A 12,518-nucleotide genomic window follows, 5' to 3' on the forward strand; every position below is an offset into this window, starting at 1 on the left:
TCATCCGCCAGGACAAGATTACTCGACACCTTCTGGCTTACGTATTGGATTCACAAGATGGCGGCAGTTCGGATGGAAGATGTCGCGACCACCACGGAGGTCCCCGATATACGGATAAGGACCGGGTGCGTCCGGCGTCAACTTCACGATCTTTCCCTCGTAGTTCCGGCACGCGTCCGTCGCGCCGTGACGAGAAATTTGCCCGTACAGAACACCGCGCCCCAACGCCTCGTTTATCGTTGCCTCCGTGTGTGCGTACATCATTTTCGTTCGCGACACCATATCAACGTACACTTCCGGCTTCCACCGGCGGCCGGCCGCGTCAACAATACCGGTATTTACCGATTCGCCGAGCGACCGCTTCATACTCGTGAGAATATCGCGATTGAGCGTACGGCGACCGCTAATTCCCTTCGTCAAGTTAGCGCGAAGAGATTCGGCGACTGCCGATTGGACCGCCGCACGAACTTTTCCGCTCACGTTTTTCGTAACGGCAAGCAAATCCGCTTGTGTATCCGCGACGACCGCCGCGACAAGATTCTGGTTCAACCGGTTAAACCTCGCGATGGATTGCGCCTCGGCCAACGTATCAACGACGCCGATAGCGAGGATCGCGCGAGCAACGCCGTCGAGCGCCGCCTTGGGTACGTTTTCCTCGACCCATGCCGTGGCATCAGCGTCTAACTCCTTGAGGATTTTCGCGATACTAGCGAGCGCCGCTTGCACGTTTGCTCGTGATATGTCCGATAGGTCCAAGCGTTCTAACTCACGGAGAATATCGGCAATTGCCCGCTTATAGTACGCGACCAACCGGCTAATCTCGTACTCGTACGTCGGGTCGGGAGGTAACGGCATTATTCACCGCCTCCTCCGCTCTCCTTGTTAAAGATCGAGGGGTCCGCGAACGACTCCTCCTTCTGAATGCGCTGCAACTCCTCCTCGACCTGTTCGTCGGTCAGGTCATCGAGCAGCTTAATCGCGGTGCGCTGGCTAATCGTCGGCTTGCCACCGGTACGAATGCTCATGATATTCGCCATTTCGAGATCGTCGTCCGGCAGACCATCTTTGAAGTTGATTTTCGGCCATGTAGGCGTGTAGTCGAGTTTCTCGCCCGATTGTGCGTGCTCAAGGAGTTGCGCGATATACAGGACGTTGCGAAGCCCTTTGTCGTAATACTGTCGCTTGCGGTTGATCTTCGCGAGGAGTGAGTTCATCCGCCACTTGATCGACAGCCCGGACGCTCCCGAAGTACCCGCGTTATCCTTACCGAGTGCGACCGCAGGTAACTCCGCCGCCGTCAAAAGTAAGTCGACCAAGCGCTCTAACTCCTTGAACGCGGCCTCAAGTTGACCGTCCCACACGATGTATTGCGGGATAACCTCGTTCTTATCGGCGACCTCAAACACTTTCATCGAGCCCACACGGAACACCGCGTTACCGTCCTCGTCCGTTTCGATCACACCGGACGGAACCGCGATGGCAGGGTCCGCGTGCTTGTCGAGAATGACCGCGATCTGACTCAATCGGTTATTGATTTCGTCAAACAACGCAAGGTGCTCGGTAAGGTCGTCGATGCCTTCCCACGAATCATCGAGCGCGAAGTTCGGAACGTGAACGACCAACGGGAACGGGACGCCAGTTTCCGTCACCTTAAAGGCTGGCGCGATCTCCGCGTAAATCTTCCAGAGGACGACCTCGTTGTCGACATTGGTCTGAATCGCCTGCATCCGGTACTCACGGTTCACGATCCGGCCGGGATAGTGCGACTCCACCTTTAGAATCCATTCTAGCCCTTTCGAATCTTCAACCGGAACCGGTACCGCGATGTGGTACGCGATGATCTGTTTCGAGTTACCCGGCAGCGTTTCCGGAAACACGTACGAGGCGTTTTGAGCCTCGATGATCACTCGGAACGGATCGATCGATTCCGGTAAGGCACCGCGCCACGTCTGCGCCCATTTGATCTTGTAGAACGTGTCCCCGCGGTACGAATTACCGAGCGCCGCCTCATAGTTCGTGATGTGGAGGTCGTTCTCTTCGATAATCCGTTCGATCGCACGTTGTTCTGGCGAGCTTTCCTTGCCGGCCGTAATCGTCGGGGTTTCGCCGAACAAAAAATCCGCGCTCTTCTTGGCGATAACGCCTGGAAGGTTCGCGGACACGTAGATCAAATCCCGTTGGGTTTTCGATAATCGGTTGTGGACGCGTTCAAATACGTCGTAATGGAAGCCCTGCACGAGCTTTTTGTTAGCGCGATACCTATTGATCCGCTTCTCGTGCTCTAACGGCGGATAATACTCGCCGATTTGGAACACACGCCATCACCTCCGTTTAAGTCGTTAAATGCCGTCAGGTTTCGTATAAAACACGCGACGCTTCGGCCGGACACCGCCTGCCAACTCTACCGCGCCAGCGAGAGCATCAGGAAGGTCGTCGTACGTGCCACCGGGGAACTGCTCCATTTGCTCGAGAAGCAGCCGATGACTCCGGTTAAACCGCAAAAAGCCGTTTTCGACCAACGGCTCCAACGCTTCGATCCGTTCTTCTTTTTTCTTGCGCGAGACGATCGGTTTCAACTTCGTGCCGTATATCCGCTCTTTCGCGAGTCTCTCCTGCAATTGACGGTAAAAGTCGTGCTGCGCCTGCACCGTTTCCACGCCGAATATCCGGTGGCCGAACGATTTAATCTTATCGACCGCCTCTTCTAGCGCGACATGCGCCGGACACCGTTTGGCCCACGCGTCCAATACGTAGATCACACCGGTCCGTCTATCGCGCCCAACCGTAACGACTGCGTTATAGTCCGCGCGGCTCGACTTCCCGAACGCTATGTCCCAAAACGCGTACAAATCGAGAGGCAACGGGCGGCCGGTTGTGTCGATCAAGTCGGATTCGTCGTAATACCGGAATTTCTCCGGGTTAAAGATTTGCGATTCCTCGTCAATCGGCGTGTTCTGATACTCGGTCGAGAACGCCTTGGAGCCGTTATCCCATTTCCATTTCATCAGCTTCCACAACGGCTGCACGTCCGGCCAGAGCACGCGAGCACCTCGGTCCATCTCGTCTTTGTTCGCGAGATAGAACGCCTCGGCATCTTCGGCGCGATTCGGATTGTCCACGTTCAGATAGATGTCGCGGCACTTCTCCCACAGGTCCATACGCTCTGGCTCGTCTATTAACGCTTTGAACAGCCGTGATTTAAAGTCGGCGCGGTCGAGCACGTACCGTAACAGTGATTCCGCGTGTACCATCGTACCCATGAACACGATCGCGGTTTTCTTTCCGGCCGGGTCCCCGAGCGGCATTACTGTCTGCGTAAACCAGTCGCGCATTTCCTGGCGGAGCTCGGCCGTGTTCGTGTTCTTCTTCGATTCAAGGTCGTCGCAGATGATCAAGTCCGGTCGATACCCGTTCCAGTTCCGTCCGCGCAACGCCTGACCGGTAGATGCCGCTTGTACGAGTGTGAGCAACCGCTGCTCGTCGTTTTCACGCGCCTCCCACGCGATGAATTCGGACGTATTATCCTTCGGGTTCACCTGTTGTTTCGGGTGGAGCAACGGGCCGAAGTCCGCGCGTAATTTCGCGTTCGACTTGAGCTGATTCGCGAGCCAATCGAGGTTCGCGGTTGCCACCGATGGCGTCTCGGATATGATGATGATATACCGGCGCTTACGGAAGCATATTTCTCGCAACGGGAACGCCTTCGACAAGAACGAGGACTTCGCGTGAGAACGCGGAGCTGCCCACGCGATCTTTGCGTTAACCTCGCGCGTCGAGACCGTATCCATGATCGAGCATAACTCGTGGTGGAACTCGGGCGCTTCCGATATGTCGCACGGAATCCAGTTGCCGGAATTGTCCGGGTTATACTTTTCGCCAAAGTATTCGTACGCGAAGTAGAGGAGATCGACCTCCGCGCGATGAATACGTTCGAGGCGCTTCAACTCCACGAGCCAGGACCGGAGTTGTACCGCTTCGTCCGCGGTAATCGTGCCCTTATCGAGTTTCTTGCGGAGCTTATCGCGGCCTAACCGGAGCGTATCGATCAATTCTTGGCGCGCTGGTCTATCGAGCCATTTACCGTTGACCCAAGCGATACCTTTCGTCCTCCTTCCGTTGGTCTTGCGAAAACACAAAAAGACCACCGATTAGGCGCTTCGGTAGCCTTGCGTCTGCTTTCGCGGGGTAAAGTTCAAAGTTTATTTTTGACGCGCGGATTTGAGCGGCGCCTGTCGACGGGCCGAAGAGGGGGTGCCGGGGGTGGTGTACCCCTCCTCAAATCGTAACCACTCCGTTATTCATCCGGTTGCATAACGCTGTTTACATAAGATTTATCCTCGGTCGCACCGCGTTCGCACAAACGCAGTAACGACGCGGGTTCCGCGTGTCACCCGTTTTCCTTGTTTATGCACCGTTTATACATCCGCATAACGGCGCGGGTTCTACGACATACCCCACCGAAGTAGATTTCACGGTGATCGACCGTTTATGCAACGTTTATACAACGGTGAAGGCGGCCGCTCGAAAATTTTCGGAGGGGTCGCGCGTCAGAGGCGTGCAGCGGACGAAATCGACCGCGCATGAAACGGAGCGCAACCGTCCTATCGCGTCCCTACATTAATAGCGCACTATTCCGCGTCCATTTCAGCGACCATCCGTTTCAACTCGTCAATGTCCGGGACATCTGCGCTAGCCTTCGTTTCCACCTCGACCTTATCCGTAAGCAGCCCGACCTGCTGGTACAGCAGTTTCGCTGCGGCCGCGTTCCTCTCGTCAATCGCCGCGTCAAACATCGCCTTATTTACGGCCGGGATCATATCGCGGACATTCCGCCTCATCTGCGCAATCAACTCGCGTTCGAACGTCTCGTCGTTCTTCCAGTTGTAGATCGTACGCTCCGATACACCGCACTCTTTCGCGATCTCTGCGATTGTCTTACCGCCATTATGCGGTTGTGCGAGGTATCCAATTGCGATGTACTGTTCGGGTGACAACCGTTTCGCCATCGTTTGGTGACGCCTCCTTTGCGTGATATAACGGGAATACACCGTGGAAGGCGGTAGCCTTCGCGTTTGTATTCGCGGGTGAATAGAACGAGGATAAAAGATTAACGCTGCGGCCTGTCGGCCCGTCGCTACGCTCCGCGCCTCGGTTACCCTGCCTTTCTCCGCGCAAGACATTCATGTATGATATTTCTTCGCGAAGAAGGGATGATGGCGAGGAGCCGTCAGGCGAACTCGCTCGGCGTTAGCCGATTCCTCCTCGGCTGCGTTAGCTTTACGTTGTATAAGATAAAGAACGATTTTACCCGTTTTGCCCTCGAAAAATCGCCGAATCCCTTGCGGCTGTAAGGCGGAACCCACCTCGCATCGCGTGCAAAAAAGGGGACGTATCTGCCCGAAATCGTGCAAAAAAGGGGACGTATTTTTGTACGCCCCTAGTACGAATGTGCCTCGAACAGAGCCCGGAGCGTTTCGTCCGGCTGCCCATTCTTCCGATAAAACACGTACGGATTGAGCACCGTTAGCGTCTCGCGTTTGTCCGCTCCCTTCCGCCATTCACCGACAATGCCCGCCTTCCTCAACCGGGCGAGCGCCTCTTTCGTTTTGCTCTCCGCCATCCCAACGATCGCGGCGATCTGCTTTTCGTTAAGGAACCGGATGTCCTCCGGATTCTCCGCGAACGGGTCCGAACAAATCACGTTCGTCGAATAGTGGACGTACGGGAGCAGCTTATACACGAAGCCGAAATCGGCCGCCGACATCTTGAACCGTTTGAGTGCGGTAAAAAACGTCTTGATCAGCATGTCAACGTCATCGCTCGCCTTTTTTCGAAAATGGTACCGGTCGTTGATCTCGAACCGGCCTCCGAGGTCAAATACGATGCTCCGCGCCTCCAATTCGCCCATGACCGTACGAGCCGTCCGTTTTGACGCGTTCCATATCTTCGCGAGGTCATCGATTGTGACCGGTCGGCCCGACGAATCATCCGCGATCAATACGTTTGTCTCGTACTGGATATGCGGCTGCAGGAGCAGGATGTATCCGCAATATTTACTCGATAGGCCCTCGGTGATCTCGCGGATGTTCCGCATGTTGGTGAACGAGAACTTCCGCGTGTCCTTTCCGAGTTGCTTCCACCGGCGGATCGCTTCGATTTGCTCAACGGTCATATAACGAAAAATACGGCCCGCCTCATCGCGTCCGTATCCGTTATTACCTATTGGAACGATATTGCCGATTGGTGCGCCGCTTCTAACGCGCATCATTCGCTTGCGTAGCTCACTCAATCGTTTTCACCTCGTATAATATTCGTCGCACCACGTCATCGCGATCGGCGTTAACGAAATGACCCCGGAGCCATTCCACGATTCTATCCGCGGCCTCATATACGTTGAACTCTCCGCGATAACCGAAATGTTCGAGCAGGATACGGATGGATTGGCGCGAGTGTGGTCCGTATTCACGATTCACTCGCGTTCACCTCTACGAATGACCTTAACCGGCCTCTCGGTGAATATCGTTACCGGTCCGAGACAAATCATCGTTGTTCCCGTTCCGAATGCAACGCCCCACAAAAGGATATTCCGCCAATCAAAAGAAACTCTCATCCAGTTCGCTCCCCTTCGCGATATTTTCCCGACTATTGTTAAATCGACGGGCGCAGCGAGTGTCGGGGATATCTCGCGTTCGACTGCGCATGTCTAGCGCCCGTTTAGCGTCAACGCAACCTAAATAAGGCCCCCGAAACCGCCGTCGGGAGCCATCGTTTAGCCTGCGTTATTCGGTTATTCGCTTACCTCCGGTCGCAACGGAAGTATCTCGGTTTCCTCGTAATCTCCAACGCGAACATGGCGCAAGGACACGCTACCCAGCGCCGCCTCCAACGCCTTCAACGCGGCCACCGCCCGGTCAGCCTCGCGCCTGAGCGCCTTCAATCCCGTTAGCGCGTCCGATACGTCCACGTCGAGGCGGAACGTGATCGCCGTACGGTCGCTGCCCGGTTTCGCGCGGACTCTCTCGATGATCTCCGCTAACGCTTCTCCGCTAATCCCGCCAGTTGCGAGTTCGCGCGCAGGAATGACGCGTTCTCCCTCGTAAAGTTTCGCTTTGTATCCGTTCGACTCGCGCGGATTTTCCGCCATGTCACAACGCCTACCTTTCGTAAAAATAAAATAAGCCGCCCGGATTCGGACGACTCTTGCGTATCTTCCAGCGTTCGGACTCCGAAAGGCATTACGCACGCTTGCCGTTATAAACGTGCGCATGCCCGTCGCCGCTGATCGGGCGTATCGGCAGTAACCCGCTCTACTCTCGCGGCTTATTCGGAATCCCAACGCCGGGGCCCGCCGAAGCGAGCCGTTAGCTTACGCGATTACCAACCGGGGCCGCCGTCAGCGAACGCGCTGGATGCTACGGACAGGGCCGCGATAATGGCGAAGAATGCGATGAGACCGAGTTTGCCGAATTTTTTCATACGTGAGTACCTCCGTTTGGGTTCGTATTTCCGCACGACTAAGCGCGGCGGGTACTATTCCGGGTCGAGCGCCGGGACCCGCCCTGGTCCGCGTACGTGCGGTGTGTGCGCGGTTTTCGGACGGCTCAACCGCGCGAAAGCGTCGTGAAAAGACCGGGGCGCGCCCCAATCCGGTGCGCCGACGCTCTCGATAAGCGGCATTGATAGCGCGAAAGCCGGGATCAAAGGTGACCGGCGGATTCCTCCGCTAAGGTACGGTAGTTTTATGGCCGCTAAGGGCGCGCCTCATCCGGCAGGTACCGGAGTCATCGGCGCAAGCCTTTACGGCAAAACTTTCGCGAAGCCTCAAGGGCAAAATAGTCCGCAAGGCCGGACGGCGCTCTAACGCGTAGCTGTCCGGCGTCTGGCGGCTGCCTGTTCCGTCCTCTTGCAGCGTCTATAACGTGTTGTCACATTTTCGCGGGCTTGTCGTTAGCCCCGCTTCCGCAAAATCGCGCCAAGCATTACGGAGCGCCACCCGCCGCAGTCGTTGGTCTGGCGAGTGCCGCAGGGACCGGTATGTTAGGCCGAACCAGTTGCCCGCGTTACGGAACCCGGCATACCGGCAGATTTCGCGGAGTTTGGCGGCGTATTCGCGTTCGAGGTCGATCCGCTCGTTTAGCGCGCGTTTCCACGCGAGGAGTGCCTGCATCCGCTCAGTGCGGCCGGGGGTTCCCGGTTTGATCGCAGAGACACGGGCGACCTCTCGCGTGTACCAAACGATGGCTTCGACGGTGGTCATCGCGGATAGGTCGGGAAGCTCCGTTTGTTCCGCGAGAACGGCTTCGGCATTTTCGTATGCTTCGGATAACTCGCGGTAGAGGTCATCGTACTTGGCAACCGTCCAACATTTCGGGAACTTACCGAATCCATCCAACGGGAATTCGTCAACAAAGTAAACAAGCGAGGAGTGAATTTTGGCGATCTCGGGTGTAGCACCTTCCCGTTCACACTTAGCCGCGAGAGATTGGATGATTCCGCTGTTCTTAACTTTGAGCGCTAAGTAGGCGATGCAATTGTACGCGGATTTCTTTGTTCTTCTCATTCAGACGACCTCCGTTCTTTTTGACCCCTTTAGTGTGTCGATTGGTTGTCTTTAGAATAACACGACCCGCTTTACGTGTCAACAAATATTTGATACGTTTTCCGTGTCTGTGTTAAAATCAACTCGAAAGGAGGTCGCCCTATGCCCGTAGTTCGTTCAAAACTTAAAGAAATCATAGACTCACGCAATCTATCAATTCGTAAGGTCGCGCGAGACATTGATTACCGCTTCGATTCTGTGCGCCAAATGTACAACGACGAAATGGAACGTTACCCACGCGACCTGATCACTAAACTCTGCGATTACCTCAACGTTGCTCCTGGCGATCTGTTCCGTTTAGACGATAACTAATGATATGTCCCGGCGCGGTATCCTTTCGATATTGCCTGCGTCTCTCCGCGTTCTTACTCTTCGCGTACATGTCGACGAATCGGTTCTCGCGCGCCGTCCGGTGTCTTCGCGTTGGCGGTTTATGGCTCCGCCCATCCGTCGCGATCTCTTCCGCTAGCTTGATGTCGTACTCGCGGTTCTGTCGGACGGCAAGCTGCCACTCGGACATAAACGGGTATTCTGGCGCGGTCAGCTTATTTCGGCGTTGGTCCGTCAACTCCTCGTGCAGCACCGTGTTCGCCAACCGTTCCAATTCGGCAGGGTCCGGGCACTCGCCGGTCGACGCGATGTACTCGTCGATGAGCGCCTCGATCGCGCGGGACCGTTCGGTGCGGTCCGGGAACAAACCGGCGCGCACTCCGTTAACCAGTTCGGTGACGGCCGCGGAAAAGGCGGATTTGTAGTCGGCATGACCGCGGAAGTGTTTCGTAGTGGTTTCGTTAGACTTTCGTTTATTGCGTCGACTCATTCGGCAGCCTCCTTATTCGTCGCGGCGGTACGACGATCACATTCCTTTGTTGCTCGCTCTATGCCGAGATATGGGCCAGGTCCCTCTCCGATAGTTGCGACGACGATTCCGTGTGTAGCTCCGTTTCGGATAACCTCGTAATACGTTTTCCCACTCCGAGGATGTTTCGTCGAACGTACCCAATAGTCTCCGTTTTCATACATAATCTCGGTTATCTTTCGGTCCCTCCCCTTCGTTCGTTTCCCGTTCCCATAATTCGTTCCGCGTCAACTCCCCGTAATTCCACCGCGCGAACACCGCCGCAATCCGGTTCAACCCGGTAATCACCAGCCGGCTCGCGCGCTTCCGTCCGCTTGTGAGCCCCATCGCGGCCCCCACGTCTTCTAACGTCAAATCCTCGACGTAATACAACCGCAAGGCCTCACGTTGGCGTGGTGTCAGTCCGGCCGCCTTTATTGCGCTCGCCAAATCGATCAACACGTCACAGGCCGCGTAATCGCCGCGTTCGAACCGACGCGCGCCCAACCGGTGAACGTCCGAGAGGAGCGCGTCGACGCCCTCCCGGTCGTTTAGCGCGTACCTGACCGCTAGTTCGCGATGAGGCTTCGCCACGTCTACTCGGCAGACGCCCATTACGCGCTCGCCTCCGTTCTCAAACGCTCGCCTATTGCGCTTGAGCGGAGTTGTGGCGTTATGCTATTCGTCAATCAATCGTCCCCTTTCGTTAACCTTGCATACTCTCCGTCCGTCCGCGTATAATGGTAGATAATGCGGATCGGAGTGTGATCTTCTTATGGCGTTTGTTGCGCACGATTTCAGATTGGGCGGAGAGCCCGCGATCACTATTGATAAACACGGCCGCCTCTATTTGAACGCAGCCATGCGCGCCAAACTCGGCATACCCGAAGGGGCATCGTTCAAATGCCACGTCGGATACGACGAAGATAACGGAAACATCGGGATCGCGCGGCCGGGCGAGGTCAACGTGCCCGACACGGTGGTTCCGGCCACCTTCGACGGGAAACGGTACTACGCGTCCGTCCGTTCGTTCATTCGGAAGCGAGATATCAAGCCGGGTCGGTACGTGTACATTGAGCGGGTGAACAATTGGTACGCGTTTCGGCGCGAAGACCTGTTGAATCCGTGAGATCAGCGCGCTCGTGCGGTAGCCTGGCGTCATACGGGCGGACGTCGAGCGCGTCGTTGCGCCCGTAAAAGTAGCCCATTTCGTACCAATACCGGAGGTCGTCGCGAGAACCGGTCATTCGGCGGCCTCCTTCGCCATAATCTCCGCCATCACCGCGTCCACCTTCGCGTGCAGCTCCGCCAGGCTCCCGTTGTTCTCGATCTCGTAGTCGACCGCGAACGTGTCGATATGGCGCTCCGTTTCGTGCTCGAGGTCGGCCGCCGTGAACGCGTCGCCCGCGTCGATCATGCGTTGGATTCGCGTTTCGTCCGAGGCGTTTACGCGGACGATGACGAAGCCTTCCGCGCGGAGGCGTTCGTACTCGTTAGGCTGCCGGAGGTCGGTGATTACGACGTTTATCGGGGAAACGAGGTATTCGCGCGTGTCTTGTATGTGGCGCATACACGCGTTGATCCAAACGCTCTCATCGAACGCCCTCATCGCCTGCCCCACGCCTTGCAGGAGCGCGCGGGGCTTCCTGGCGGAGCCATTGCGGTTATCGCGGAATTGATCCGGGAACAACTCGCGGCAGACCTTACGGATGCCGTCGCCGAACGCGAACCGGGCGAATCCGTATTGGCGCGCGAGGTAGTCGGCAACCGAGTCCTTTCCGGAGCGCATCCGGCCGGTGAGGGCGAGTTTTATCGGCATTAGGCGGACACCTCCGTTTCTTCGCGGGAGTCGTCGATAACTTTTACGCGATCGATAAATCGCCACTGACTACTGCCCTTTTCGTCTATAAACGTAAGGCCTCGATCAGCACTCACGAAGCCGCTCGGCTTAATGGCGTCAACTGTACCGCGCGTTCCGGTGTATACACCGATGACCGTTTCAACAACATCCCCAACGCGAACCTCCGTCGGCTGCGGCGTATTGACGTAGTCTGTCGGCACCGGAAGCCCTAACGCTCGGCGCAACGCAATGGCACGGCCGATATGCGAGTTGAATACGCCGCCTGGCGCGCATTTGGCGATGCCGCGATAGTCAACTTCATTACCGCGAATCCGCCTCACCAACGCTACCACGGTTCTTTTTTCACGGTTGACCACGTATTCAACGTAGTGCACTGGTGTTAGCCCTTTTTCTGCGCACGCTTTCGGCCAGAACGAGACCCCTTTTGCTGATTGCCAGCTCGCAATCCAGCTTCGTTCCAACTCCGCTACATCCCGTTTCGCCCGTTCCACGACCTCGTCGCGGAGTTGTTGCGGTGACTTCGGTTTCGGTGCGGGTTCGTTCGCGAGTGATTCCGCAGCCTTTACGAATAGATCAGCGGATGATAGGCGTTGAGACTTCGTCAACTCGCGTTTCACCGCGTCGGCGACCGCCTGGGCCACGTCGTCGCCCGGCTGGACAGTGATCGTGAGATTGACGTTGATGACCTGCGGGGCGACAGTCGTTGGCGCTTGCGGCTCGTTGATTGGCGTGAGGACAATGTGTGGGTACTTCATCGCGGTCGAGTAGTAGGTACAATCACCGTTAGCTAGATCGTCCTCATCGGCAATAACCACCGCGAAACGTTGATCTTCCGGATAATAGATCAGATCACCCACGCGCGCCTTTCGTTTCTCTTCGCGATACCGCACGCCGTCGATGATCACAATGTCGGTCGGCTCAAGTACTACGTATCGGTCGTTGTAAATCCCGCGACCCTCGAACTTACTGCGGGCCTTCTGGAAGTGCTCAGACACGGATACGCCGCCATTCGGGTTGGAGTTAGGCCACCGGTTGTCGTGGATGACATAAAGTATCTCCCCTAATTCGAAGTCGTGATCGCCTCTTTTTCGGTCATCTACGACTTTAATCCGTTCCCCCACGTTCGCCTTCCGCCTGACCTCACGATATTCACGTTGCACGCCGTTTTCATCCGTCAGAATCGTTGTGTTTGTGTTGCTCATCGTATCCCTCCCGTTTTC

General features: G+C 56.3%; 13 protein-coding genes. 2 read left to right on the forward strand and 11 right to left on the reverse strand.

Annotation, left to right across the window (positions count from 1 at the left end; all coding sequences use genetic code 11):
* Positions 1-18: 18 nt before the first annotated feature.
* The 7 genes from A6764_RS15090 to A6764_RS15120 form a co-directional block, all read right to left on the reverse strand.
* Entirely contained in the window at positions 19-855 is an 837-nt protein-coding gene (locus tag A6764_RS15090; RefSeq protein WP_065068376.1) for a phage minor capsid protein, read from the reverse strand.
* Positions 855-2,315, reverse strand: a complete 1,461-nt coding sequence (locus A6764_RS15095; RefSeq protein ID WP_065068375.1) for a phage portal protein — start codon at positions 2,313-2,315, stop codon at positions 855-857. The genes A6764_RS15090 and A6764_RS15095 overlap by 1 nt, the downstream gene beginning before the upstream one ends.
* 24 nt (positions 2,316-2,339) lie before the next feature.
* Entirely contained in the window at positions 2,340-4,136 is a 1,797-nt protein-coding gene (gene terL, locus A6764_RS15100) for a phage terminase large subunit (RefSeq protein WP_319800787.1), read from the reverse strand.
* A gap of 492 nt (positions 4,137-4,628) precedes the next feature.
* Complete coding sequence (locus A6764_RS15105) at positions 4,629-5,006, reverse strand: phBC6A51 family helix-turn-helix protein (protein WP_065068374.1); 378 nt, start codon at positions 5,004-5,006, stop codon at positions 4,629-4,631.
* 431 nt (positions 5,007-5,437) lie between these two features.
* Positions 5,438-6,172 (reverse strand): hypothetical protein, encoded by a 735-nt coding sequence (locus A6764_RS15110; protein WP_255309815.1) that lies wholly within the window; start codon positions 6,170-6,172, stop codon positions 5,438-5,440.
* Positions 6,173-6,787: 615 nt separating this feature from the next.
* Positions 6,788-7,144, reverse strand: coding sequence for a hypothetical protein (locus A6764_RS15115; RefSeq protein ID WP_065068372.1), 357 nt, complete (start codon positions 7,142-7,144; stop codon positions 6,788-6,790).
* A gap of 768 nt (positions 7,145-7,912) precedes the next feature.
* Positions 7,913-8,560 carry a hypothetical protein gene (locus tag A6764_RS15120; protein WP_065068371.1) on the reverse strand — a complete coding sequence of 216 codons (648 nt, stop codon included), beginning with the start codon at positions 8,558-8,560 and terminating at the stop codon, positions 7,913-7,915.
* A 141-nt stretch (positions 8,561-8,701) separates the two neighbouring features.
* Here A6764_RS15120 and A6764_RS15125 point away from each other — a divergent pair, with 141 nt between their 5' ends.
* Positions 8,702-8,911: a helix-turn-helix domain-containing protein gene (locus A6764_RS15125; protein WP_083989952.1), complete on the forward strand. Its 210-nt coding sequence runs from the start codon at positions 8,702-8,704 to the stop codon at positions 8,909-8,911.
* On the opposite strand, the gene A6764_RS15130 is transcribed toward A6764_RS15125, so the two are convergent.
* Both A6764_RS15130 and A6764_RS15135 read right to left on the reverse strand, forming a co-directional pair.
* Complete coding sequence (locus A6764_RS15130) at positions 8,868-9,419, reverse strand: hypothetical protein (protein ID WP_065068370.1); 552 nt, start codon at positions 9,417-9,419, stop codon at positions 8,868-8,870. The two genes, A6764_RS15125 and A6764_RS15130, sit on opposite strands and share 44 nt — an antisense overlap.
* 195 nt (positions 9,420-9,614) lie before the next feature.
* Positions 9,615-10,052 carry a sigma factor-like helix-turn-helix DNA-binding protein gene (locus A6764_RS15135; RefSeq protein ID WP_065068369.1) on the reverse strand — a complete coding sequence of 146 codons (438 nt, stop codon included), beginning with the start codon at positions 10,050-10,052 and terminating at the stop codon, positions 9,615-9,617.
* 160 nt (positions 10,053-10,212) lie between these two features.
* On the opposite strand from A6764_RS15135, the gene A6764_RS15140 reads away from it, so the two are divergent.
* Positions 10,213-10,566, forward strand: coding sequence for a hypothetical protein (locus A6764_RS15140; protein ID WP_065068368.1), 354 nt, complete (start codon positions 10,213-10,215; stop codon positions 10,564-10,566).
* A gap of 114 nt (positions 10,567-10,680) precedes the next feature.
* Here the strand turns inward: A6764_RS15140 and A6764_RS15145 are convergent, their stop codons facing one another.
* Positions 10,681-11,256, reverse strand: a complete 576-nt coding sequence (locus A6764_RS15145) for a deoxynucleotide monophosphate kinase family protein (RefSeq protein WP_218059956.1) — start codon at positions 11,254-11,256, stop codon at positions 10,681-10,683.
* Positions 11,256-12,500, reverse strand: a complete 1,245-nt coding sequence (locus A6764_RS15150) for a hypothetical protein (protein WP_065068367.1) — start codon at positions 12,498-12,500, stop codon at positions 11,256-11,258. Before A6764_RS15150 ends, A6764_RS15145 begins: the two co-directional genes overlap by 1 nt.
* Positions 12,501-12,518 lie beyond the last annotated feature (18 nt).

Origin of the sequence: Brevibacillus sp. WF146 (genome assembly GCF_001673705.2) — a bacterium.
Lineage (GTDB): Bacteria > Bacillota > Bacilli > Brevibacillales > Brevibacillaceae > Brevibacillus > Brevibacillus thermoruber.